At 47.7% G+C, this 24,776-nt stretch carries 28 protein-coding genes; 9 read left to right on the top strand and 19 right to left on the bottom strand.

Annotation, left to right across the window (positions count from 1 at the left end):
* Positions 1 to 500: 500 nt before the first annotated feature.
* From L696_RS0105425 to L696_RS0105395, 7 genes are all read right to left on the bottom strand, one after another.
* Complete coding sequence (locus L696_RS0105425) at positions 501 to 797, bottom strand: hypothetical protein (RefSeq protein WP_025682743.1); 297 nt, start codon at positions 795 to 797, stop codon at positions 501 to 503.
* Between the two features lie 192 nt (positions 798 to 989).
* Complete coding sequence (locus L696_RS32630) at positions 990 to 1,238, bottom strand: transposase (protein ID WP_025682742.1); 249 nt, start codon at positions 1,236 to 1,238, stop codon at positions 990 to 992.
* A gap of 309 nt (positions 1,239 to 1,547) precedes the next feature.
* A complete protein-coding gene (locus tag L696_RS0105415; RefSeq protein ID WP_025682741.1) occupies positions 1,548 to 2,876 on the bottom strand; it encodes an ABC transporter permease in 1,329 nt (442 codons plus the stop codon).
* On the bottom strand, positions 2,869 to 3,771 hold the full coding sequence (locus L696_RS0105410; RefSeq protein WP_025682740.1) for an ABC transporter ATP-binding protein: 903 nt from the start codon (positions 3,769 to 3,771) through the stop codon (positions 2,869 to 2,871). Before L696_RS0105410 ends, L696_RS0105415 begins: the two co-directional genes overlap by 8 nt.
* Positions 3,768 to 4,676, bottom strand: coding sequence for an ATP-binding cassette domain-containing protein (locus L696_RS0105405; RefSeq protein WP_049827284.1), 909 nt, complete (start codon positions 4,674 to 4,676; stop codon positions 3,768 to 3,770). The genes L696_RS0105410 and L696_RS0105405 overlap by 4 nt, the downstream gene beginning before the upstream one ends.
* Positions 4,677 to 4,702: 26 nt before the next feature.
* Positions 4,703 to 5,104, bottom strand: coding sequence for a GntR family transcriptional regulator (locus L696_RS0105400; RefSeq protein WP_025682738.1), 402 nt, complete (start codon positions 5,102 to 5,104; stop codon positions 4,703 to 4,705).
* 41 nt (positions 5,105 to 5,145) lie between these two features.
* A complete protein-coding gene (locus L696_RS0105395) occupies positions 5,146 to 5,865 on the bottom strand; it encodes a hypothetical protein (RefSeq protein WP_025682737.1) in 720 nt (239 codons plus the stop codon).
* A 235-nt stretch (positions 5,866 to 6,100) separates the two neighbouring features.
* Between L696_RS0105395 and L696_RS0105390 the strand changes: the two genes are divergently transcribed.
* Both L696_RS0105390 and L696_RS0105385 read left to right on the top strand, forming a co-directional pair.
* Complete coding sequence (locus L696_RS0105390) at positions 6,101 to 6,328, top strand: DUF1858 domain-containing protein (protein WP_025682736.1); 228 nt, start codon at positions 6,101 to 6,103, stop codon at positions 6,326 to 6,328.
* 14 nt (positions 6,329 to 6,342) lie between these two features.
* A complete protein-coding gene (locus L696_RS0105385) occupies positions 6,343 to 7,602 on the top strand; it encodes a DUF438 domain-containing protein (RefSeq protein ID WP_025682735.1) in 1,260 nt (419 codons plus the stop codon).
* A gap of 115 nt (positions 7,603 to 7,717) precedes the next feature.
* Here L696_RS0105385 and L696_RS0105380 read toward each other — a convergent pair whose 3' ends face one another.
* On the bottom strand, positions 7,718 to 8,227 hold the full coding sequence (locus L696_RS0105380) for a GNAT family N-acetyltransferase (protein WP_025682734.1): 510 nt from the start codon (positions 8,225 to 8,227) through the stop codon (positions 7,718 to 7,720).
* 145 nt (positions 8,228 to 8,372) lie between these two features.
* Here L696_RS0105380 and L696_RS0105375 point away from each other — a divergent pair, with 145 nt between their 5' ends.
* The gene (locus L696_RS0105375) at positions 8,373 to 9,659 is read left to right on the top strand and encodes a hypothetical protein (RefSeq protein WP_025682733.1); all 1,287 of its coding nucleotides are present in this window, start codon (positions 8,373 to 8,375) and stop codon (positions 9,657 to 9,659) included.
* 70 nt (positions 9,660 to 9,729) lie between these two features.
* Here L696_RS0105375 and map read toward each other — a convergent pair whose 3' ends face one another.
* Together map and L696_RS0105365 are read right to left on the bottom strand one after the other, a co-directional pair.
* Positions 9,730 to 10,479, bottom strand: a complete 750-nt coding sequence (gene map / locus L696_RS0105370; protein WP_025682732.1) for a type I methionyl aminopeptidase — start codon at positions 10,477 to 10,479, stop codon at positions 9,730 to 9,732.
* A 139-nt stretch (positions 10,480 to 10,618) separates the two neighbouring features.
* Entirely contained in the window at positions 10,619 to 10,807 is a 189-nt protein-coding gene (locus tag L696_RS0105365) for a hypothetical protein (protein WP_007428354.1), read from the bottom strand.
* A gap of 419 nt (positions 10,808 to 11,226) precedes the next feature.
* On the opposite strand from L696_RS0105365, the gene L696_RS0105360 reads away from it, so the two are divergent.
* Both L696_RS0105360 and L696_RS0105355 read left to right on the top strand, forming a co-directional pair.
* Positions 11,227 to 12,396, top strand: a complete 1,170-nt coding sequence (locus tag L696_RS0105360) for an MGDG synthase family glycosyltransferase (RefSeq protein WP_025682731.1) — start codon at positions 11,227 to 11,229, stop codon at positions 12,394 to 12,396.
* A 30-nt stretch (positions 12,397 to 12,426) separates the two neighbouring features.
* Positions 12,427 to 12,708 carry a hypothetical protein gene (locus tag L696_RS0105355; protein WP_025682730.1) on the top strand — a complete coding sequence of 94 codons (282 nt, stop codon included), beginning with the start codon at positions 12,427 to 12,429 and terminating at the stop codon, positions 12,706 to 12,708.
* A gap of 866 nt (positions 12,709 to 13,574) precedes the next feature.
* On the opposite strand, the gene L696_RS0105350 is transcribed toward L696_RS0105355, so the two are convergent.
* From L696_RS0105350 to L696_RS0105340, 3 genes are all read right to left on the bottom strand, one after another.
* On the bottom strand, positions 13,575 to 14,006 hold the full coding sequence (locus L696_RS0105350) for a universal stress protein (RefSeq protein WP_025682729.1): 432 nt from the start codon (positions 14,004 to 14,006) through the stop codon (positions 13,575 to 13,577).
* 2 nt (positions 14,007 to 14,008) lie between these two features.
* Positions 14,009 to 15,244: a CynX/NimT family MFS transporter gene (locus L696_RS0105345; RefSeq protein ID WP_025682728.1), complete on the bottom strand. Its 1,236-nt coding sequence runs from the start codon at positions 15,242 to 15,244 to the stop codon at positions 14,009 to 14,011.
* A 220-nt stretch (positions 15,245 to 15,464) separates the two neighbouring features.
* Complete coding sequence (locus L696_RS0105340) at positions 15,465 to 16,031, bottom strand: helix-turn-helix domain-containing protein (RefSeq protein WP_023990398.1); 567 nt, start codon at positions 16,029 to 16,031, stop codon at positions 15,465 to 15,467.
* 392 nt (positions 16,032 to 16,423) lie between these two features.
* Here L696_RS0105340 and L696_RS0105335 point away from each other — a divergent pair, with 392 nt between their 5' ends.
* The gene (locus tag L696_RS0105335; RefSeq protein WP_025682727.1) at positions 16,424 to 16,762 is read left to right on the top strand and encodes a DUF4870 domain-containing protein; all 339 of its coding nucleotides are present in this window, start codon (positions 16,424 to 16,426) and stop codon (positions 16,760 to 16,762) included.
* A gap of 93 nt (positions 16,763 to 16,855) precedes the next feature.
* Here L696_RS0105335 and L696_RS0105330 read toward each other — a convergent pair whose 3' ends face one another.
* Entirely contained in the window at positions 16,856 to 17,785 is a 930-nt protein-coding gene (locus L696_RS0105330; protein ID WP_025682726.1) for a sigma-70 family RNA polymerase sigma factor, read from the bottom strand.
* 19 nt (positions 17,786 to 17,804) lie between these two features.
* Positions 17,805 to 18,248 (bottom strand): carboxymuconolactone decarboxylase family protein, encoded by a 444-nt coding sequence (locus L696_RS0105325; protein ID WP_025682725.1) that lies wholly within the window; start codon positions 18,246 to 18,248, stop codon positions 17,805 to 17,807.
* Positions 18,249 to 18,398: 150 nt separating this feature from the next.
* Here L696_RS0105325 and mscL point away from each other — a divergent pair, with 150 nt between their 5' ends.
* The gene (gene mscL, locus L696_RS0105320; RefSeq protein WP_025682724.1) at positions 18,399 to 18,893 is read left to right on the top strand and encodes a large conductance mechanosensitive channel protein MscL; all 495 of its coding nucleotides are present in this window, start codon (positions 18,399 to 18,401) and stop codon (positions 18,891 to 18,893) included.
* A gap of 107 nt (positions 18,894 to 19,000) precedes the next feature.
* On the opposite strand, the gene L696_RS0105315 is transcribed toward mscL, so the two are convergent.
* Both L696_RS0105315 and L696_RS0105310 read right to left on the bottom strand, forming a co-directional pair.
* Complete coding sequence (locus L696_RS0105315; protein ID WP_025682723.1) at positions 19,001 to 19,702, bottom strand: histidine phosphatase family protein; 702 nt, start codon at positions 19,700 to 19,702, stop codon at positions 19,001 to 19,003.
* A 48-nt stretch (positions 19,703 to 19,750) separates the two neighbouring features.
* Complete coding sequence (locus tag L696_RS0105310; protein ID WP_025682722.1) at positions 19,751 to 20,044, bottom strand: hypothetical protein; 294 nt, start codon at positions 20,042 to 20,044, stop codon at positions 19,751 to 19,753.
* Positions 20,045 to 20,217: 173 nt separating this feature from the next.
* Between L696_RS0105310 and L696_RS0105305 the strand changes: the two genes are divergently transcribed.
* On the top strand, positions 20,218 to 20,850 hold the full coding sequence (locus tag L696_RS0105305) for an NUDIX hydrolase (protein ID WP_025682721.1): 633 nt from the start codon (positions 20,218 to 20,220) through the stop codon (positions 20,848 to 20,850).
* 8 nt (positions 20,851 to 20,858) lie between these two features.
* Here the strand turns inward: L696_RS0105305 and L696_RS0105300 are convergent, their stop codons facing one another.
* Positions 20,859 to 21,647, bottom strand: coding sequence for a TrmB family transcriptional regulator (locus L696_RS0105300; protein ID WP_025682720.1), 789 nt, complete (start codon positions 21,645 to 21,647; stop codon positions 20,859 to 20,861).
* A gap of 65 nt (positions 21,648 to 21,712) precedes the next feature.
* Entirely contained in the window at positions 21,713 to 22,567 is an 855-nt protein-coding gene (locus L696_RS0105295; RefSeq protein WP_025682719.1) for a zinc ribbon domain-containing protein, read from the bottom strand.
* 310 nt (positions 22,568 to 22,877) lie between these two features.
* Between L696_RS0105295 and L696_RS0105290 the strand changes: the two genes are divergently transcribed.
* The coding region (locus L696_RS0105290) for an ATP-dependent helicase (protein WP_025682718.1) at positions 22,878 to 24,776 on the top strand (1,899 nt) is incomplete at its 3' end.

Here is a 24,776-nt window from a genome sequence, read left to right as displayed (position 1 = left end):
TCCGGAATCTCCCAAGGGATGAAGTGTCCCCCATGTTCATGAGCTGTGATGCTGACATGGTTAGATGTTTAGATGTTTATGACGGATTGTCAAGCCAATTGCGACAGTTCCTCTGAAAAGGATTCGTGAGCCGTTTTCCAGCCCGAACATTTTCGTGGTCTGTCTTGCGTTCAATGAACGTGGCTACGCAGCCCCTTGCTTTTTCCACGTCCAGAAACGACCGTATCCAGTTGATGCCTTCATCCTTGAAGATCGCTGCCAGTTGCCAAGCCCTGACTCACGCAAAAGGCTTCAATATGTCTTACCTGTTCACGGATTGATGTATTCTCCATCTGACTGTTGAGGAGATGCGCACATAGCCTACCCATTTCTTGCCCTTCGTTTCTTTCATGTACATGCCTCCTGTTTTTTGTAACATCATACGACCTTATGGAAGGCAATTACAACCCTCTTTATCCTTTTCACTGCTCGTTTACCATGATCGTGGTAAAACATTTTTTTCATTTATTTCTGAATGACACAGCTTCAGCGGTAGTAAAAAGGAGCGAAACAAAGCGAATGCTCTGTCTGCTCCTGTCTTTATCTTTACAACCTGTTTTTCTGGCTCGATCCAGAATCTCCATCAACTGGTCTAACGATCCGTCGCTTTTCTGCTTCTTCATGTCGATGAGCTTGCCGTTCTCCCGAATGAGCGCCGCAACATTCATCTGAACTTTGGTGATGGCATCTTCAATCGCTCTGATCTCGGCAGGATTCGGCTTTTCCTTCTGTTCCTCCTGTTGGATACGCCATAACATACGTCGGATACCAGGCCTGTTGATTAACTAATTATTGGAATTTAGGAATGAAAGATATCTTCATATTCAAGGTACATAGAAGATATCTCCAATGAGCAGAAAGCTTATTTAGCAAGAGCAGGCGCGCAAAACGAACAAACTCCAGTGCTTCATGCTTGGGAACACGAAGGCCTACGCGATCATATATCGTTTTTAACAGTACGATACGATAAGCGCTGAGAACAACGGTCCATACACCGCATTTTCGGTGGTTCCAAACAGCGTTGGAATGTTCAAATGTTGCTTGATCCAGCGAAAAAACAGTTCAATCTGCCAACGAGCTTTATACATCAAAGCTATTTCTTCAGCTGTGATGTGCATGAGATTCGTCACCACGCGGATGTCATGACCGTGCCCATCCTCAAAAACCACCACAACGATCCAAACGCTCGATTTTACCATAGGCGCGATCTTGAACCAGTGTGTAGGAGGGATCGTCGAGGATCGTCGAGGACTTCACCCAGGTTTATGTATGTATCGGATAGATTAGTGATTTTGTTTACAGAAAGAACCATAACTGTGTTCAATGAAAAAAGGTAGGTTCGCAATTGAACCCACCCATTCGAAGAAATTACCTGTTATACTCACGGCATCCCAAACACAATCAGTAGTACCGCAGTAACAACATAAGCATATTTTGATTGTTTTGGTTCGTCATATCTCTACGTTCATTTATTCGGACACCACACAAAATCACAAAAATTTTAAAAACTAAATCTTGTAGGCCTTCATAGCCTTTCTTAGCTCTTTGAACGAAGGACGTTTGCCGTACATTAAGACGCCAGTACGGTAGATCTTGGCGGCCAGCCAACCGAACAACAGAATGGAGGCGAACAGAATAGCAAGTGAAAGCCAAATTTCCATTAGGCTCGCCCGTTCCAGCCCGATTCGTAACAACATGACCGTCGGGGAAAAGAACGGAATGTAACCGGCGACCTTGACGAACATCGTGTCAGGTGCGGCGATGTTGAAGATGCCGATATAAAAGGCTGCTAGTGACAGTACAGTAATCGGCATAATCGCCTGACCCAACTCTTCCGTACGGCTAACAATAGAGCCGACAGCGGCGAACAATACCGCGTACAGGAAGTAACCGAGGATGTAGAAAACCAGGCCATATCCAAGCACTGTGGTATTTAACTGCGACAGATCCAGCCCAGCCGAGCTGAGGATAACGTTGTTATGCGGCAGCATAAGATTGGCACACACTACAGCGGCAAAAGCAGCAATTTGCAGCAGGCCGACCAGGAAGATGCCGATAATTTTTCCGAACATCTGGGTCAACGGTGAAACGCTTGTGATGAGAATCTCCATGATACGTGAGCTTTTTTCCGAAGTCACTTCTGAGGCAATCATATTACCCGTCATCATCGACGAGGTGAAAAACAAAATCATCAGTACATAGACCAAACCATAGTTAATCATAGAGGTCGCTTTTTCCTTTGTCCCCACAGCTCCCCCTGCCTCAGACGGACTGTCTACTTCCCTGCTATCCACCATTACAGGTGTGCTAATTTCACGAATTTGATCGCTGGTCAATGCATTGCCGCCCATAATGGCTTGAACCTTTGCCTCCTGAAGCCCCGTTTGCAGTAATGTGATGACAGCCGGGGACGGCTCTTTTTCAACAGATACGTACTCTACCTTGGGAAAAGTATCTCCCGTTGCGGTAGGCCGCGCAAACTCCACATAGCCTTGCAGCTCCCCGTCTTTTAATGCTTGCTGCATTGCCGGCGTTTGTACGTTGTCATAACGTACCCAACTGGCTGCTGGGTTGGACTGCTCTTTGGTGAATCTCTCCAGTTGATCCGCAATCTCTGTTCGATTCCCGGCAATCAGTGCCAGTCGATGTTGCTCGGCTGCGGATTTCCCGGAGCCTCCTGCACCACCTGCCCCTTCTCCCTTAAACAAAGAAATCAAATACGGCAGATTCATGCCAAGAGTAATAAGCAAGGCCAGTACCAGCGTCGTAATGATAAAAGATTTGGTTCTCGCCTTCTGACGAAACGTAAAGCCGATCACCGTCCCCAGTCTATTCATGGGAATCACCCACCTCTCTTATGAAAATCTCGTTCAGCGTAGGTTCCTTAATCTCAAAATGCTCCACATCCGTTTGCCCCAACGCCGTTTGTAAAATCAACTTTGCCGCATCCGGCTGCTCAATATGCAGCATCCAGCCGCGATCCATAGGCTCTACACGGCGCACGCCGGGCAGCTGTTCCAGTCCGTTCACTTCACCTGTAGTGATGAGACGAACTTTTTCGCGTGGGTAACGGCCCTTAATCTCCTGCACACTTCCCTGCACAACTGTATTTGAACGATGCAAAATCGTAATATGGCGGCACAGTTCCTCCACATGCTCCATGCGGTGGGTCGAGAATAAAATCGCAGCTCCATCGTCACGCAGCTCCTTTACTGTCTCCTTAAGCAGCTCGACGTTCACCGGATCAAGCCCGCTGAAGGCCTCATCCAAAATGAGCAGCGTCGGGCGTTGCACAACGGCAGCAATAAAACCCATTTTCTGCTGATTCCCCTTGGATAGCTCCTCAATCCGCTTATCGTAATATTCCGGCACTCCAAAGCGCTCCAGCCAGTAATGCAGACTTTTGTCCGCCTCCTTGGCCGACATTCCGCGCAGCCTACCCAAATAGTTGATTTGCTCACTCACCTTCACCTTGGGGTACAACCCGCGCTCCTCGGGCAAATAGCCCATCGTCCGCTGAAGCTCCTTGCTGTAGGGCTTGCCCTCATATTGAATGCTTCCCCCGTCAGGGTAAATCAGGCCAAGCACCATGCGCATCGTTGTCGTTTTGCCTGCTCCATTGCCTCCCAGCAGTCCGTAAATCTCCCCAGCGTTCACATTCAGCGAAATTCCGTTTACTGCCGTATGGTTCCCATATTGCTTCACGACCTCTTCCAATTGCAGTATACTCATGATTGCTCTGCCCCTCTCTTCTGCATGTATGTCTCTGCATCATCTGATAGTTGTCCCGCAGACCAATGTAGTAAAATATCATCCAGCTCCAAACGCCGCACACGGATGGGACGAATGCCCGCTTGCTCCAATATAGCGCTGGTTTCTCCCGCTGCTAACGTTACAATTCGCTGCAATCCGCCTTCGCTCTCCGTCTCTACAACACCCGGAAGCTCCGATGCCTCCTCTGGCGTGCCTTCAAACCACATTTCCTTGCTATTTTCGAGCAAATGGTCTTTTTCCAGCTTGCCGAGCAGCCTGCCATCATGCATCAGGACAATATAATCCGCCAAACGCTTGATCTCGTCGATGATATGAGTCGCAATAATGACCGTCGTTTTGCCGTTCTCCATACAATCCCGCAGCTCCTCCAGCATGATCTTCCAGGCAAAAGGGTCTAAGCCCGACGAAGGCTCATCCAGCAGCAACAAACGAGGGTGAGGCGCCAAGGCAGCAGCCAGCTCAAACTTACGGCGCTCCCCCTTGGACATACGCGATAATTTCGTATGCTGAGGGACCTGGAATCGTTCCATTAGACGCTGAAAGCGTGTTTCATCCCAGCCGGGATACCACAAGGCTCGAAAAGCCGCTGCTGCTTCTGCCGTTAATCGATCTTCCTCACGAGTCGGCTGCTCCGGCATGTACCCAACCCATTGTCGCGTATCTGCCGGCATGCCGTCCGGATACGCTTGACCGAACCAACGAATTTCACCGGAATCCGGGTGAATAAGCTGAGTCAGCAGATGAATCAATGTACTTTTCCCTGATCCGTTATGTCCAGCCAAAGCGACCACATATCCCGGTTCAATGGTTAGATTAATCGGTCCAATTTCCCGGTTACCTCGGGTTTTATAGACTTGGCTCATCTCAATAATCGGTGTTTCCACGGGCGTCACTCCTTCACTTGGACTTCATACCTTCTTTTCACCATGTCTGCGAAAAGCTCCAACAATTCCTGTTCTGTCATCTGCACAGCGATGCCTGTGTCAATCGCCGTTTCCAACGCCTCGGTCACTGCTTTAAGGCGATAACCTGAGCGCTTATCGTCCTCGACCAGAGCTACGAAGGTGCCCGTCCCCTGTCGGGTACGAAGCAAGCCCTCGTTCTCCAAATCCTGATAGACCCGCCGGACGGTGATGACGCTGCAGCGGAGCGTCCCCGCAAACTCGCGAATGGAGGGAAGCAGCGTTCCCGCTGCAATCTGTCCCGTTACGATGAGTGAACGAAGCTGCTTTTCAATCTGCGCATACAGCGGTTCCGCACTATTCTCATCAATTTGCACTGGTATATTCACCTGCTTCTCCCCCCTTTATAGTTATCTTTATACACATACCTCTAAGCTAAATCCCGTTTCATGAGCTTACGCTGTGTCACCCGATAGGACACCCACATGCCCAGAGCTCCTGCCAGCAGCGCTCCCCACATTACCGGAGATAACAGCTGCCATTCCCTGCTGTAAAATGCCGTTATCAATACCAGATTGGCCCCACATACTCGAACTATAATCGTAACTATCCCACAAATTAGCATGATGACAATGGATAGCCAAAAGTAGGCTTTTCCTTTTTTCAGAAATTCCAAATGAATATAAATAGCTTGAATCAGCATTCCGTAGCCTATCCAGGTAAGTGCAAACGATACAAAGAAACCTGTACCGGCATATACCCGAAACGTAGCTGACAACGTAAACAAGAGAGTAAAAAATATCACACTATTCGCAACAAACGCCAAAAGCGCCTGTTGAATTCGACTCATAATCACTGCATTCATCGGTATAGGCAAGGTGCGGAAAAAGGCTAGCATATGCGTATAGGAATCTTCCTGAAGATATTTAAAGGCACGGCGGTTATAAATGAATCCGAGAAACGGAATCAACACCAGCATGATAAAATCGGCTGCTGGACTCAAGTCTCCACGTTCACCCCATTGCACACTTACAGCAAAACTCATGGTAAATCCCAAATACGCAATAAACAGCAACGTCCACAGCATGACATATGGATTGTTGCGAAAATCCTGCCGGGTAATCTTCCATGCCTGCTTGATGATTGTCATTTTCTTATCCTGATCCCTTCTGCACTGCCTGTAATGACGACCTCGTTCTCTCTTCATACGAAGTTATTATTGCAATAATCAGTGTTATTACTGTATATATCATTATACACAGTATATAAACTGTGAATTACAACTGTCAACACCTGAATGTAAATTGTGCGTACAATCACAAAAGCTTGTCAGGACCTATGCTACTCTGTAAATGATAAACGTTCTCAATCTAGGGGATGAACAAATGGATAAGATACTGCACTGGGATGAGTCAATATTCAACCTTGTTAACCGTTATCCCGAAGTGAAGGACATTATGGTAGAACTGGGTTTTCACGATATCGCCAAGCCTGGCATGTTACAAACCGCAGGTCGTTTTATGACACTGTCCAAAGGTATTGCATTGAAAAAAGTAGCTATGGAAACCGTGCAACGGACATTTTTGCAGCATGGTTTTACTATTCAAACATAAAGGAGCTAACCATCATGAGCGAGCTAATTAACAACCGCGAACATACAGCACAGGAATTCACAGAACGCCAGCAAATATTAAAGGAAATTATAAAAGAATTACATGCCGGGAAAAGCGTGGAGGAAGTCAAAGCCCGTTTCGCAGAGGCTGTTGGCGGAGTAAGCGTGGCGGAAATTTCGGCTATGGAGCATGCATTGATGACCGAGGAGGGAATTCCCGTATCGGAAGTGCAGCGTCTTTGTTCCGTGCATACATCGATATTCAAGGGTTCCATTGAGGATATTCATCGTCCTTCAAGACCGGAGGAGCAACCGGGACATCCCGTTCATACCTTCAAGCTGGAAAATCGGGAGATCGAACGACTAGTCAACTTTCAATTGTCATTGCACGCGGACCAATTTCAAAGGGATGACAGTCCCAAAATCATCTACAAGCTACTGGAAGATTTAAGTCTGCTGCTCGATCTCGATAAGCACTATAGCCGCAAAGAAAATTTGGTCTTTCCTTATCTAGAACGCTATGGGATTTTTGGTCCAACCAAGGTCATGTGGGGTGTGGACGACAGCATTCGTGCCGCGATCAAGGAGGCGAAGAGTCTGCTCGCCGAATATAACGGAGATCGTGAACAGATTGGGAAGGCGCTTGCCCATATCATGAGCGAAGTGAACGAAATGATATTCAAGGAAGAGAATATTTTGCTGCCGATGGCGCTGGATAAACTGACAGAGGATGAGTGGCTGAAAATAGCCCGTGAAAGCGCAGAAATCGGATTCTGCCTGACCGCTCCCGAGCGGGAATGGATACCTGAGCGAGCAGAGGAGCCTGTGGAAATGGATGAGCAACAGGAAGGAACATCAGGAACTCCCCAAGGCTTTGTGCGATTCGAGACGGGGATTGTGTCTGTGCAACAATTGGAACTGCTGTTGAATCATCTGCCCGTCGATCTGACCTTTATAGATGAAAATGATGTTGTTCGTTATTTCTCCCATGGTAAGGAACGGGTCTTCGCCCGCACGAAGGCCGTCATTGGTCGTACCGTACAGAATTGCCATCCGCCACAAAGCGTGCATGTCGTCGAGAAACTGCTGGAGGATTTTAAAGCCGGGCGCAAGGATGCTGAGGATTTTTGGATACCGATAAAGGATAAATTTGTCTATATTCGCTACTTTGCAATCCGCGATTCAGAGGGACGCTACCTAGGGACACTGGAATTCACACAAAATATCGCGCCTATTCGTGCCCTGGAAGGACAAAAACGGATTTTATCCGAGTAATCATTATCCGCTACAAAAAGATTGCTCGCCGTATTCCTGTCACCTCCAGCTAACATCAAAGGAGTCTCCTCCACTTTACATGTAGAGAAAGACTCCTTTCCATTTGTACAGTCCGCTATTTATTTTCCCGCCCGTAAGCCACCATGTTCAGGTTTTTGTCACCCATTTTTATAAGATGCTGCTCTACTACAAGCTTGGCTCCCAGTTGCTCATAAAAATAGCGAGCTGGATTATCTGCTAACACCCAGACGATGACAGAGTGAATGTCCATACTGCTTAAATGTTGAAGAAGACGCATGAATAATTGCTTTCCCCATCCTAGACTATGGTATTCTTTTAACACATAAATAGCAGTTACCTCTCCCTCATACGGGGGATATTCACCTGACTTTTCCGACCCTCCACTCACAAATCCGCTGATTTCCCCCTTCTCATTTTCAACCACATATACCTGATGATCATCTTCACTGGATATATTCGATTTCCACAACTCTGTTCTTTGCTCGTAGGAAAGTCGTTCCAGAACCTCTGCGGGTATGATATTTTTGTAGGTGGTTCTCCAGCAATCCACATGCACCTTGGCGATGCCTGCCGCATCTGATATCGTCGCTTCTCTGATCATCATGTTGGCCCCACTTCCATTTCCAATATTATGCTTTCTATTATACCGATGAGCCCAGTCTTGATCTATAATAAGAATTACCATTGTTTACGGAAGCTCGATGCAACGGTAATCCCTTTGCTCATCATTCATTACTGGAGGATTTGACTTGAATAAAATCATTTCATTCTACGTTCCGCTTGGTATCTCATCATTGATTGCGGCACTGACTCATGTCATCGTCAATGCCGTGCTCGCACGCTCGGAGCATCCTTCGTTCACATTGAGTAGCTATGCGGTGGCAGTCAGCCTGTGCCTGCTGCTGGAAACTCCGTTAACTGCCGTACGACAGATGACCACGAAATTCGGATATGACCGCAAATCTGTTCGTTCCATCGGTAGTTTATGTGCGTGTGTAGCGGCGGCTGTACTGGTTATCGGCTGGAGTATTGGTCTTACACCTGCTGGAAATCTGGTCTTTCAATATGGATTTGGCGTATCTCCGGCATTGATCGAACCCACCAAGAGTGTGTTTCAGGTGCTTACTTTACTGTACATATTAGTAGCCGTCCGCAACATCTATCAGGGGCTTATTATTAACAAGCACCGGACGGCCTGGATGACGTTCAGCTCGTCCATTCGTATTGTCGCGATGCTAATCGCATCCTGGTTCCTAATTCGTGCAGGCTGGACGAATGACGGACGGATTGGTGCTGCCATCTTTATTGCAGGCATCTTCATTGAACTGGTCGTTACCTTTTTGGAAGGCCGCGTTTTGAAAAAAAAGCTGCCGCCCGACAACGGTGAGCAAACCATCCACCGTGCAAGCCATCTGCTTCCTTTTTATCTCCCCTTGCTGTATTCGGCGCTGGTGCTGGTTGTTCTGAACCCGTCCATACAGGCTGCGCTGAACAATACAACCGATCCATTATTGGCCGTAGCCTCCTTCTCCGTGGCTCTGCAAATCCTGAATCTGTTCGTCTGGTTTTGCAGTTCCCTGCATCAGATCGTCATTCAATTCTATACGAGCAAGCGTCGGGAGGTGCTGATATTTTTGAGCGTTCTGTCCGCACTGTCGCCGTTATTATTGCTGCTGTTGTCCTTTGAATTTGCAGGTGACCCTATTTTGCGGAATGTGTTGGGACTGGAAGGGGAGCTACTGGTGGAAACGAGAGGATTGCTTCGCATACTTTCAATCTATGTTGCATTTTATCCATGGGTAGAATATTTCATCGGACGGTCGATATTGATCGGCAATACCAAACCTATTTTCATCGGCAGGCTGTTCTCCGTTTCCTTTGCGATTCTCGCGCTCATTTTATGCATCTCCTTTTTTCCGGGACTGGACGGACAGGTGGCAGGAATCGTTATGGCTGTTTCCTCACCCGTCGAATTAGGTATCTATCTGTGGCTATACCGGAAAATCTCTCTGAATACGATGAACGTGTCATCCTGAATAAAAAGCCTGCCAAGAGAGCCCCTTGCCCATGCCAGGCAAATTGGACTCCCTATGGCTGTACTGATTTTTATGCGGTCAAAATGTACGGGCCGTTCTTCGTGATCGCAATCGTGTGCTCATATTGTGCGCCCCAACTGCCGTCCGCCGAGGTGATGGTCCAGCCATCATCCCCCCACAATACAGCCCCCTCCGTTCCGAGGGTAAATACCGGCTCGATGGTAATCACCATCCCTTCGCGCAGCGGTAACCCCGTCCCGGCACGGCCATAGTGCAGAACATCCGGCGGCTCGTGCATCTGACGACCAATACCGTGCCCGATCAAGGGCTTCACGATGCCGTACCGCCGCCAGCCTGCCGCTTTTTCCACGGCGTGCCCAATGTCCCCCAGCGTCCTGCCCGGACGGGTGACTTCGATTCCACGCACCAGTGCCTTATGCGTTTGCCGTAGCAGCCTCGCTACTGGGCGACTGACGTTACCTACTGCATAGGTCCAGCCCCGGTCGGCCAGCCAGCCGTCCTTATTGACGACAATGTCGATGGTCACAATGTCCCCGTCATGAAGTATCCGCTCCGAGGGAAAGCCGTGGCATACCACCTCGTTGACCGAAGCACAGGTGGCATAAGGAAAGCCCTTATAGCCTTTTTGCTCAGGCGTAGCTCCGCGCTTGCTCAAAAATTGCTCTACCCACGCATCAATTTCCAGCGTGGTCATTCCCGGAAGGATACGGCTCTCCAACGCACGATGGCAATCTGCCAAAATACGTCCGGCCTCCCTCATATAGCCGATTTCCTCCGGTGTCCGTATGGCTATCTCCAGTGGAATCCGCCTCCTTTACGCATACAATTTCACTAAATCTATCCCATTGTATGCAGAGCGGACACAAAAAAACCGTCTCCTCTGTGGATAGACGGTTTATAAAAGTCGTATTCCTATGTTTTGCGGGTCATTGAACCCTTTAAGATACCGAAGAATTTATGCGACCGAGTTCGTTTTCCACCACCATGGTCAACTCTTCCTCATACCCTCCTGTAATCCGGTATTTTCGCACATATTCCTTTACAAATTTTTTGGGATCCTTAGGCCGGAAAATTCGAGTCATTTCCCGCAGACTTTCCTTAACTTCATTGTGACCTTTCGTTGCCATGTAACTCCCTCCCAAAACGTTGAAAATAAGTGCTCCGTTGAAGAGAATGCCGAAAAGTATTGATGTCCTTATGCAGTGAAGTAGTATGTCTAATGCAGCTTAGGTCGGGAATGCCTTATGTAAGGCATGTACCTGACACTATTATTAACCGAATTTCTATTGGCTGAATCACTTCCCCATTATAACATATTCAGGTACAGCTTTCAGCTTTCCAGCAATTTTACATATATTTTACCCAAATTTTACGTTACACGTCATATCTGGATATCCCTTTTGACTGGTGCAGGACAGTATACTCTATTTATCGGCTTTTGGAGTGTATGTGTTTGGGGTAAAATAAATAAAATACAAGGAGAATGGATGGGAATGTTCCTGAAATGAGCTACATGTGCTTATTGAATAATAGGGGGCTAGACATAATGGAAGCCGCAGCACCAAAAATTTTAATATTGTATGCCAGCTACGGAGAAGGCCATGTGCAGGCCGCCCGGGCGATTATGGACAGTTTGCGGAGGCTCGGACGCTGCGAGGTTCAGTTACTCGACCTGATGGCTGAATCCCATCCCTGGTTGAACGGTTTAACCAAATTTGTCTATATGCAAAGCTTCAAAACCATTCCCGAGCTTTACGGTTGGGTCTATAACATAACCCGTGGAATGCAGGCAAAATCGGCCTTTGGCAGTGTGCTGCATTCCTTTGGGATGCGCCAGCTCGCACTCACTCTGGAAAAGGAGAAGCCTGAACTTGTCATACATACGTTCCCGCAGCTCGCTCTCCCGGCGTTACGCCGCAAATTGGGGTTGAAGCTGCCCATTGTGAACGTGGTTACAGACTTTGATCTGCACGGGCGCTGGCTGCATCCCGATATCGATCGCTACTATGTGGCAACCGAGGATATACAACAGGAAGCCGCACAGCGGGGAATCCCTCCCGAACGGATTGTCGCCACAGGGATTCCGATTCATGCTTCGTTTTATAAAAGGCTTGCCGAAGATACTGATCCAGAAGGTGCTGATGTGGTTGAGGATTATCCAATTCCTCCGTCAGATCCGGGAACTACAACACTGCTTATCATGGCAGGTGCCTATGGCGTAATGTCCGGTATATTGGACATTTGTCGGCAATTAAGCTGTCTCCCGCAGCTGCGGCTACTGATCGTCTGCGGACGTAATCCACAGCTAAAAGCCGAGCTGGATGCGCTGTATGCAGATCATCCCGGTATCCGCATCTTTGGATTCATCGACTATGTTCCCGCACTCATGCGTGCAAGCGATATGGTCATTACCAAGCCCGGCGGCATTACACTCTCGGAAAGCATCGCCTCTGGATTACCCATCCTTGTGTTCAAGCCTGTACCCGGTCAGGAGCTGAATAACGCCCTGTATCTGGAGCAAAAAGGAGCTGCTCGCATTGCCCGTAATACGCAAGAGCTAATTCAACTTTGCGTCGACCTGATCTCTAATCCCTCTCTCGCTATAGGAATGAAACAATCGATTGAGCAACTGCGCAAACCTCATCCGGCAGACCGAATTGCCGAGGATATTTTGCACCAGCTTGTGGATAAAACCCCTTCCATACGGACAAATTAACGAAGAATAAGCCAGACGGAGGGGATACCAATGGAACGCAAAGGAAAGGATTTGCTCCCGCTAACGGGTGAAAAGGTAGAAGTAGACGGTATTTATGTCGATGAGGACGGACATGAGCAGCATTTACATCGGGGACAGCATTTTCCCTCTGATGTTGTTTTAGGCGATTCCGAGTGGAAAATGACCGAATACGCCTTTGACAATCATCATGACGGACGTACCGATGAACGACTTGTCCCCAAAAAGGATGACGAGGATAAAAAGGGTAAAATTACACATCCACGTCGTCGTTTACAACGCGGAGATCGTTAACACGGGAAAGAACGGATCTGAATGAAATATCCACAGATAAGTATATCTTGTTGATATATTGTGCACAATCTGTGCATAAAGCGTGGGTATATTCTATGTTGTCTACAACTTGTGCACAAATTGTGTATAACAACTGTTTGTTTTGTGTATAAATATTATGAATCAGTGGATAAATTGCGTACAACATGTGCAAAAACTGTGGATAACGTTGAAAAAGGCTGAGCGAAACCTACTCGTTTAGCCTTTTTCGTATTTTTATTTTCTTCGAACAATAAAGTTGTGTACTAGCGAGTCAACTACAATTATTTTCCCCTGTGCGATATACAATAAAGTTGTATACCAAAATCCAACATTTGCGATTTATATTTTTTTTAATATTCTAAAAATATGTACGTTAAATCCTTATAAATATGTTCTTCTGTCTTTAACTTTTCAAATATTTCTTTACCATAATACCGCTCTCTATTTAAACCAAAGCAGCCGTCCTGATTTTAGCAAAGCCTGATGACACTTGTTCATCAGGCTTTTGTTTCTACTAAGAAACATACTCCCTAATTTTAAAGTTGCCGTCACTCCCACGATGGTTCCACACCCATAGCTTCGCTTGTGATACGAGATCCCTGTCTCAACCAGCTCAAACATGGTCATTGGGGGCAGTGAGAGAACTGTTTTCACGACGGGGTTGACCCCAATAAAGTCCACGTTCTCTCGGCTACCGCCATCATATGACGCCTAAGAAAAAAGGCCAACCAGAAATCTCTGGTTGACCTAATAATACGAAATAAAGTCCTAGACTGTCGCTGTTTTATTGAACTAAAGTTCTCCGTTAGTATAACAATGCATCATCTCTACGGTTCCCGAAGGAGTTAATGCACAATGAGGACTGGGCAACTTGATAGCTGTGAAACCTTGTGGCTGACACTTCCAAGCATCATTTCTTTTATGCCACTTAGCCCACGGCTTCCAATAATAATGAGTTGCTGCTCGGAATCTCTTGCATAATTTAATATTTCATGTGCAGGATCTCCCTTAAGATGAAGTGTTTCTGGGTTAATCCCCGCAGATTCTAATTTTGATTTGGCTTGTTGCAACTGTTCCAAACTCGCTTTCTCCATTTCGTTCAATATTTCTTCCAAGAAATTCTTTGGTAAATATGTCATGCCATTCGATACATATTCCTGGCTGACATTAACCAAGGTAACTTGAGTTTGTTTGTTTCGGGCTATTTCAACAGTTGCGTCGAGGAGTTTGTTCGTTATTTCAGCTTTATCAATTGCCACAATAATTTTGTCAAACATATTTATCGTCCTTTCCGTGGCAGCTCGTAACTATTTCGGCTACCTACAAAACGGTTTCTTGCTGCTCCTATACCGACTAAAAAGAGTAAGACCGAAGCGCCAAGCAGAATGAAAAGTGGCAGATTCCAACTATTTGTCACATCATGCAGAAATCCTATAAGGGCAGGACCGATTGCGGCAAGAAGATATCCGATCGATTGCGCCATGCCAGACAGTTCCGCTGCTTGATGCGCATTTTCAGTACGTAAACCGAAAAACATCATGGACAAACTAAAGGCGCAGCCTCCACCAATTCCGAGTATTATAATCCACAACAGAATGATATTGGAACTTCCGTATAGAAGTCCGAGCGTTCCCGTCAAAAGCAAAATGATTGTGATGACCACTAACAAACGTTGGCTAGACATGCGCCCAGCAATAACGGGGACAATAAAGGTAAATGGAAGCAGAGCTAACTGCATTATCGAGAGGTACCATCCTGATTGGTTTGAGTCAATTCCTTGCTGCTTTAAAATTTCAGGCAACCATGCAATCAACACATAGAAAACCATGGACTGTATACCCATAAACAAGGTTACTTGCCAGGCAAGAGGGGATCGCCAAACATTCACATCGTTGCTGGCCATCTGTTGACTCGTTGTGGTTGTTTGCTTCGTTTGATTTCTTAATTGGGGTAACCAACAGAGAATCGATACAAAGCTTAGAATCCCCCATATTCCCAATGCTCCCTGCCATTTTTGACCTGCGTTCACGGCTAGCGGTACACTGATTCCCGATGCGATTGCTCCAAATAAACTCATTGAAATTGAGTAAACACCTGTCATGGAGCCAATTTTATTTGGGAAATCCCTTTTGATTAAACTTGGCAATAATACATTACATACGGCAATTGCGAATCCAAGAATTGCTGTCCCTATATACAGATTAGCTGCGCCAGATAAAGAACGTATTACAATGCCAACAGTCAGAAAGATTAGGGCAATCAAAATGATACGTTCAATCCCATACCTTCGTCCTAATTTTGGTACTAGAGGCGATAATAAAGCAAAGGCAAGCAAAGGTAGCGTTGTTATCAGGCCTGCTAATGTATTTGAAATACGAACGTCATCCCTTATGAGACTCACTAAAGGACCGACTGAGGTTAAGGGAGCACGTAAATTAGCTGCAATAACAATAATGCCGAGAATTATCAGTCCTATAGAGGATGGTACGGCTTTTATATTTTGTTTGTTCGACATTCTTCATTTCTCCTTACTAAATTCATACGTAAAATTTGTTTCCTGCTGATTGAAAAACTATGAAATAACATCCGCGCGAACAACAAAAGTATAGTATAGTATATTATTTTTAACAAGAAGTATTTTATAACACACCTTAACTCATCTAAAAACAAAAATACAACTCTGAATTCCCGTCATGGAATTCGGAGTTGTATTTAATAAGTAGAATTTTCGACTTTTAGAAACCATACTTTAAGGATATATGGAGCACTGTTTCGCTATTCGTACGATTGGTATAAGAGTGAGGACAATCTGCACGAAAACTGATCGTATCATATTGATTCAATGTGTAAATCTCTCCATTGACTTGAATTTCAATGGAACCAGTCATTACTGTCGCAATTTCAGTTGTATTCACATGATGACCTTCAGGGTGATACGAGCTATTCGGCTGTAAGTAAGCCCGACACATTTCAATATCGTTGCTTGCGTTTTTAAAGACTGGTTCAATGATCCAATTTTTTTGATCATTAGAAAACCGCAGTCCTTCGCCTGCTCGATACAAACTAACAGGGTCTTCTGATTTCAACAAGGCCAATAGCGGTAAAGATATACCTTTTGAAATTTTCCATATAATCGCCAAAGTTGGATTTGTATCGCCACGTTCGATATTCCCCAGAGTAAGTTTGCTTACACCCGTTAATTCCGCTAAGTCGTCTAAGCTCATGTTTTTTTCTTTTCTGTACTTTTTCAAGACACCGCCGATTTGTAATACAATTTGTTTTGATTCATCGATTTCATCCATTTGATATTCACCTCAACAAAAAACAATTATAGCTAGTATACTGTTTATCTAGACTCTTTTCCATACAACTAGTATTGGATGGTGGACTACACTCCTATGCAAAATTCTGACGTCTATGTAACTAATCTGCCAGTTAGCTTAATGAAGCATCGTCAGACTATTACTTTATTTTTCAGTCTAATACTTTATTTTCTTTTGACAGTTATGTTTCATTAATATTTAGTACACAACTTTATTGTTTAGGACACAACTTTATTGTCTGCAGACATTTATACACATGCTCGGCTTGAAATTTTTCTACCGAAGTTTGGTATAACCTTAATTCCTGTCCTCATACTCTGTATAGTACGAAGCTTGTGTATGAAAAACTTATAAAGGGGGATTCGCCTTACATGTCAGTCTATAAGTCTTCCACAGGAATGGATGAAAATATAGCGGCTGTCCTGTGCTACCTGTTTGCCTTCATCGGTGCACTGGCCTTTGTGTTGCTGGAAAAGAAAAGCAGATTCGTCCTGTTTCACGCGCTGCAATCTATTTTTCTGTTCGTAGCCCTCATGATCGGGCATGTGCTTGCAGGACTCATACCGCTACTCGGCCCTCTACTCGCTTCCCTGCTGACGCTGGCAGGCATCGCCTTATGGATCGTCCTGATCATTCATGCTGGACAAGGCAAGTGGCTCAAGCTTCCCTGGGTGGGCGATCTGGCCCTCCATCAAGCCCGGCAGTTGTGAGAACGTATGTGTATTTAACCAAGATTTAAAAACAGCAAAAACCTTGATCCTGAGAAGGAATCAAGGTTTTTGTAGCTTGTCGGCTTTTTCTGCTCATACACGAATATGCCCCAGCTTGTCCGGATTGATCATTAAGTAAAAATCCTGAATATGCTCCCCGTCCGGTGTCAGACTGATGCATAAGACCTCCCTCACTGTGCCTTCCTTCAGGAATACGAGCTGTACCTCACCATTGATGACGGCGCGGACCAGCTCTCTCTCCCGTAGTACGGTTAATACCCGGCGAGAGGTCAGCAGGGCGAGAACGCCTTTGCGCACGACCATAGGTCTCATCACCGTATGCACATTACCTCCGCCATCTGCCACAAATGCGGGCTGTTCAGCCAGCAGCTCCAGCATAGCAGTCACATCGTAGGCGAGAAAGGCGGCTGTAAAACGTTCCAGTACCTTTATTCTGGAAGGACTCATTATATTGCTGCTTACCGGACCGGTATAGGCAGATTCCTCGGAGGCGAGAAGACGGCGGGAGCGACTGAACAATTGACGGCAGTTACTCTCTGTCTTTCCCAGTAATTCCGCGATCTCTTTATAGTCATATTGAAAAGCTTCCCTGAGCACAAAAACAGCCCGTTCCATCGGCTTGAGCTGCTCCAGCAGAACCAGAAAAGCGTAAGATATCATATCTTTACGCTCCAGCCAATCCGCTGGAAGATCTGCGCTCTCACCAAGCGGCTCCGGCAGCCACTGTCCAACATACGTCTCCCTTTGCTTACGGGCAGAGTTCAGCAGATTCAGACACCGATTCATCGTCATTTTAGCTACATAGGCTTTGGGATTCTGTAAGTCATCCAGGGGCTTTTTCTTCAACTCGACAAAGCAGTCTTGAACTACATCCTCGGCATCCGTCACCGTCCCAAGCATTCGATAAGCAATGGCAAAAGAATATTTGCGATATTTTTGATATAGCTCCTCCAGACTTAACGCTGCCGATTCTTGTCCAATTCCGTATTCTTTGCCAGTCAAAGTATGGCCTCCTGTTCGATTAAAGACTACCCGGATACATCCCCGTCGCAATGGCAATCCGGTTCCAACTGTTAATAACGTTAACCGCCATAATTAAATCCACATATTCTTCCTCACTAAAATGTTCTCTAACCCGATTATACAGATCCGTAGATACCCCTTGTTCAGAAATGCGGGCAACCGCTTCAGCTAATTCAAGCATAGCACGTTCTTTTTCCGTGAACAAAGGAACCTCCCGCCATAGGGCCAACTGCAAAATGTGATCACCATAATCCCCCAGTTTCAATAGATCCTTGGCATGCATGTCCAAACAATAAGAACACCCGTTGATCTGGGATACTCTAATTTTCAGCAGTTCGTACAGCACCTTGTCTGTAAAACGTCCGGAAATATATTTTTCCATCTCCATCATCGCCTTAAACGTACTTGGACTCACTGCTCTGTAATTCAATCTTAAACTCACGATCATCGCCTCCATTATTGGTTTACACCTAGAAGACAAGTGAACATGTGATTTTGTGACAACATGCAATACATCAATTTGGAATTGCCCTCCGCTGGCATAGCATGTATTATAAATAAATGATTTTATGAAAAGTAGGTGCGCACTCACATGAGCGGAAAAGGTTTCATTAATGAGTTTAAAGAATTCGCTGTACGGGGTAACGTGATCGATCTCGCGGTCGGTGTTATCATCGGTGGAGCGTTTGGCAAGATTGTCACTTCTGTAGTCAACGATATTATTATGCCTCCGATTGGTAAGCTTCTGGGCGGCATGAATTTTCCGGACTTATACGTAGCTTTAAGAACTGCCGAGCCTTTGAATGCTGACGGTACACGCATGACTTTGGCACAGGCCAAAGAAGCGGGAATCGCAGTTCTTGCCTATGGTCAGTTCATTAACGTCCTGCTGGACTTTATGATCGTGGCCTTCTGCGTATTCCTGCTGGTCAAAGGGATTAATATGCTCAAGCGTAAAGAGGAGGAAAAACCCCCTCAGGAAAAAACGACCAAGGAGTGCCCACACTGCCTGTCGGAAATTCCTAAGGCTGCAACCCGTTGTGCACACTGCACTTCCAAGCTGGAAGGTTACGTAGAAGCACACTAACTGGTTTCAGCCGGGAAACGTCCGTCAAGAACCACACATATGACTACAAAAAGCGGCTTAGACGATGCAACGTCTAAGCCGCTTTGATTATAGTATTGAAGGCTTGATCAGCTAAAATTGGTGATGATGCCGCGGGGCCTGACGGGTAAGCCCTCTGCGTATAGATGGGAGACGTCACCGAAGCCGATGCAACGGGGAGTCGCCCACTCCTTGGAACGCTCATCAAACAAGATCGTGGTTACGGAGCTAGGCGGCATCCAGAAACCGGACCAGACCAGGGCCAGTGGCAGCTCCAACAGATGGGCAAGCCAGGTCAGTCCGAAGCCGCCATGGCAAAATACGGCCACCCGGTCCTCAGTATGCTTCAAAATCCGATATTTACCCCCAACCCGCTCAAAGCCTTGACGCTTCAAGAATTCATCGGAATGAAGCTTTAGCTGCTCGAACGTTTCAGGACTTTGCGTTCCCTGATAATAGGAAATCTCCTTCCAGGAGTCATGAGTTGGCAGAGGCACCTCGGAGCGAATCACTTCACCGGGTAAATCCCAATGAGAGAGACGGCCGTAGGGAGTTTCCTCCAGCTTCAAGCCCAACTCCTGCGTCCAGTGCTCTACTTCATGATTCATCCCGAGAGACTCGGCGGTGTAACGCATCGTATCCAGCGCACGCCCCATAGGAGAAGCATAAATACGGTCCAGTCCGTGACTGGACAGCCTTTTGGCCAATGCCTGAGCCTCTAAGTGCCCTTCCGGAGTTATGGTATTGTTCGGATAATCAGGATCTGCGTGCCGAATGATATACAATCTCATATTTCTTTTCTCCGTTCCTATGAAATGACAACAGGATAGCTTGATCTCTTAATGCTTATTCAGCAAGGTTTCCAGGATCGCACGTAAATCCCGGTCTTCCTGATAGACTTCCTCACCCGTATCCAGCTCAATAACCCGGATATATGTATAATTCGCTCTGGCATCGACTGGCTTGAAAATCAGTTCCTCCGGATTGTCCGGACGGACATCATAACCCATATTTTTGAACATATCCGTGATTTGCTCGATACCCGGCTTGCCTCCGCTTTCCAGCATAATCAGTCCGCGCAGCTCCTTGGGCTCTTCCGGATGCATGACCCGAAAATGTACGATACATTCCATGTAAAATCGCTCCTTTCGATCTTATACCTATTTTATGGCGTAAATGTCCATGTTCCCAGCATACCCCAAACCCCATTTCACATTCCATAACCGCCTTCATATCGTCAGGACGGAAAACACGTTATACTGTAAAATAGACCTTTTACATCTGCTTATAATGAGGAGGAACCACGATGACTAGCGAGCTTCTGGACATCTATGACGATGAAGATAAGCCCCTTGGCACAGCTGCCCGCCAAGATGCACACGCCAAGGGATACTGGCACCATACCTTTCACTGCTGGCTGGCACGAGACACCTCAACAGGCCGCCGCTTGCTCTTTCAACAGCGCCAGGATACGAAGGACACCTTCCCCGGCTACTACGATATTACGGCAGCGGGCCATTTAACGGCAGGTGAAGATGTATCTCAGGCAGCGCGTGAGCTGGAGGAAGAACTCGGCATTCACGTTCCTTTTGCCTCATTGACACCGCTGATGACCGTTCGGTATGAGAGCAAAGGAACCGCACAGGGCATATCTTTTTGGGACCGCGAGGTCAGCTCGGTGTTTGGTTTACTGTCGAACCAGCCATTGGAGAACTATCGTCTCCAGCAAGAAGAAGTGGCCGGGCTGTACGAAGCAGACCTCGAACAAGCACTTGCCCTCTTTGAAGGACGCATTCCTTTTCTCGAAGCCAACGGCATATCCTCGGGGCCGAACCCCGAACAGCATCGCCGCCTGATCACATCGGATCAATTCGTGCCTCATAAGGCCGGATACATTACATCTATATGCCGGGCTCTGATGGAACTTCCTGCTTTATAATTCTTATTTTATTCTCCAGCCGACATATATTTACTGATAATGCCCTCATACCGCCAGCCATACCGGGTCGACAGCTCGCTGCCCATGTCATGCTCCAGCTCATATAGAATCAGATCCTGGGCAAAATGATTCAGCAGCAGTCCTGTCATCACCGGGTGCTCGGTAATGAGCGCCTGTGTCGGGTAATTCTCTCCCCGCATGCCCAGCATGCACCAGCGCCGATCAATGACAAAAGAAAATTTGCGTCCCGTCGGCTCCTGTCCGGCCTCATGAGACGCACGCGGCAGCCATGGCCCAAGCACACTTTCTCCGTTATCGCAGGACCATAGCAGACGTACACCCCGTTTTTCGGCTTTTTCCAGCTCTGTCCGTAGCAGTTCAGCTTCCTCACGCCACAAATCCAGCACAATCTCATGCTCCGCCCGTTCAAGCTCACGTGTCAGGCTTTCCAGCACATTCCGGTCGCCTTCCGCGTTATAAAAGGTGGGCTTGGTCGGCTCTGCTCTGGGCATTTCCTTCTCAACCGCACGCAGGGACTCCTGCAACTGCCCTTCAATCATCCGGGTCAGCTCACCCGACGGTAGCATACTGTAACGCACAGGTTCTCCCGCACTCGCCCTGAGATACCCCTGCCCGGCCAGACGCTGCAAAGCCGCGTATACGTTGGAGCGTGATGCACCCAGACGCTTGGCGACTTCATAGCCGGAGGCCGCATTTTGCCTCGATAGCTCGACCATAACTTTGGCTTCCATTTCCGTAAATCCCAGATTCCGCAGATGATGCAGCAAACGCTCCATATGTTCTGTTCCCCCTATGCTGCCCGGCGTTCTGTCCATGTCCTGCGGCAGCCTGTTCGGCTGCGTCAAATCTGTTCAGCTCCGCAACGCGGGCACCACTTGGAGCCTTTGGGCAGCTCAGCTGTGCAAATTTGGCATTTCACATTCTCGCGTACCTGCGCAGCCGGAGTTGCCGGCTTCTCTGCCTCGGAGTTATTAGCCTTCCAGTACCGAATGCGCTCGTCCAGTTCCTCCTGACGCTCCCGTTCACGTTCCAGCTCCTCCAGACGGCGATGCTCTTGCTCCAGCTCTTCCTGACGACGACGCTCCCACTCTTCATCGAAGGCCGCTTTTTCTTCCGGTGTAAAATCGGACACCGTATAGTTGCGTTCCAAGCTGGATGGTTCATGTGTTTCATGCAGCTCATCCTGCTCCAGTCCATGTTGATCATACGGCTCATGTTCTTCATAATTATTGTAGGCAGGCTCAGAACCCTTGGCTGGTTCTTCCTGCTTGCGCAGATCAAACGAATATACGCTTGTTGGCGCCTCTTCGCGCACGGCAGCCACTTGCTTGGAAGCCGCCTGTCCCTCATTCAGCTTACGTCCACATTTCGGGCAAAAGTTCGCATCCAGCGGCACAACAGCTCCACAGGTGCATAAATGAGCATTTTTCAGCTCTGCAATTCTACCGCGCAGCTCGTCAATTTCATCCTGTAGCTCATCACAAGCGGTAGATAGCTGTGTCATTTCCTTTTCTGCCACCGACATATCGGATGCCCGGTAGCCTTCATAAAAAATTTGACCCATTCGCAAAAAATGAACATCCATTTCCTGCTGAATCGCTGTAATTTGTGAATTTATTTTACTAATCTCGACAGCATGCTGTGCCTTTTCTGTAGCGCGATTAGCGCCTTCCTTAATACGTTGAATCAGCTTCATCGTGATTTCCTCCCTATATCCAGCCGGATTTCCCCGTACCGTGCATATATCCCAAGTTTTTTTCTGTTGGCAAGCCTCGAACTCCTGTATAATGGAATGCGGTCATATCGCCTTTTGAAAGGATGCAAGCATCCGCGGCAACGTTCTGACATTCTAACAATCTGTTCAGACCCGCATGCGTTTCAGCATATATTTCAGTCTATTGTCTTGTTCTCAAGATCAGCTCATGCTGACTAGAACTCTATCATACCAAAAACTACCCCCATTTGTGAAAATGGAAGATTTTATAAGCGAAAGGGGTTTCAGGATCATGGACCCAAATCCTGCTTTTTACCCCCGACCTATCGGGGTTCCTTATTCAACGTCGAGCCCGCAGGCCCGCCGTGCTTCTATGGATACCAGCTCAACGCTGGTATCTGACAGTGACGGCGACTCGGCTTATTTCAGAGCTTTGGAGAACGCGGGTATTCACTTGAATCGCCCGCAAATTCAGGCTGTCCGTCATGGTAAAGGCCCCCTGCTGACACTAGCCGGAGCAGGCTGCGGCAAAACCACCGTGCTGGCCGCCCGTGCTGGCTACCTGATGGCGCTGCGGGATGTTCCTGCATCGTCTATCCTGCTCGTGACCTTCACCAGCAAGGCGGCTGCCGAAATGAAGCTGCGCATCGCAGGACTGCCCGGTGTGCGCCCGGCTGCCGCACGTGCCGTCCAAGCACGTACCTTCCACTCGTTCGCTTTGGCGATGCTGCGGCATCGCGGCGTGCAGGATGAAGTATTCGGCGAAACGCAGGCGCAGCACACCGTTATGAAAATGATGCTGCGCCAGCTCGGGCTTAGCGAGGCGTTCCAGCCTGAAAGCCTGCTGTCCGCCCTCTCCGCATGGAAGGCGGAAGGACGCAGCGCGGACGAGCTGCCGGAAACCGTACGCGAGGAATCGGATGCCAAGCGTGCCATGCTCGCTTATGAAGCGTGGAAACAGGAGCGCAATAAAATGGATTTTGACGATATTCTGCTGCGTGCCTCCGTTCTGCTGCGTGACCCGGATGTACTTCAACCGCTTCAGCGGCGTTTTTCCCACATCATGGTCGATGAGTTTCAGGATACGAATGCCCTGCAATATGAAATGGTGCAGCGATTGGCTGCCCGTCACCGCAATCTGATGGTCGTCGGTGATGATGACCAGACGATCTATACCTTTAACGGGGCGCGTCAGGAATCCATTCTGGAGTTTGACAAGGTCTATAAGGATGCGAAGGTCATTACCCTTGATATTAATTACCGCAGCGATGCGCGGATTTTGGGGCTGGGCTCCAACATTGTCGCCAAAAACGTCCACCGACGCTCCAAGCGCCTTTCGGCTGCCGGACGTGAGGGCCTGCCCCCACAGTTTGCCACACCATCCGGACCGGAGGAAGAAGCGGCGCATATTGTTACACATCTGCTCGGACAGGTAGAGGAAGGTCCGCTTCGCTACCGGGATATCGCTATTTTGCACCGGACAGCCAGCGGAAGCCGTTCTATTTTTGAGCAATTAATCATGCGGGATGTACCGTTTATTCAGTACGGAGCTGGGGCGGTATTTTATGACCAATCCCTGATTCGTCCCTTGATGGATCACCTGCGTCTGTCGCTGAACCCCCGGCGGATGGAATCCATTCCAAGTACTCTTGGGCCGCTGTATGTTTCCCGTGAAGCGGGGATGGAATGGATTATGCGCGAGGAAAAGCAGCAGGCTAAAAAATATCCGTTAATCCATCTCAGCCGCTGGGATCGGCTGCGCGACTTTCAGCGTGAACAGGTGAAGGAGCGTATCCGGCTGATTCGCAGCCTCACTACCATGAAGCCGACCTATGCCATTCAGGAAATGCGGCGCGTTTTCTATGATAAATATTTGGAAAGCGGCGATACGGGCGCGTGGACTCATTATAAGGAAACGATGCAGGAAAGTCTGGAGGAACTGGAAACGGCGGCGAAGCGGTTTGACACAGTGGAGGCGTTCGTCAGCTTTGCGGACGAGCTTTCGGAGCGACACCGTCAGATGGAATCGCTGCGCAGAGAGGAAGACAGCGATGCTGTCCGCCTTATGACGATCCACCGGGCCAAGGGACTGGAGTTCCCTTGCGTCTACTGGATCGGCGCAAGCGAAGGCATCCTGCCGCACAGCTCCGCGTTGCACAGCGAGCTGCCAGAGGATCGGCGAGCAGGCGCA

The sequence above is a fragment of the Paenibacillus maysiensis genome, from assembly GCF_000520815.1.
GTDB classification, from domain to species: domain Bacteria; phylum Bacillota; class Bacilli; order Paenibacillales; family Paenibacillaceae; genus Paenibacillus; species Paenibacillus maysiensis.
This window is presented reverse-complemented; position numbering and strand designations above follow the sequence as displayed.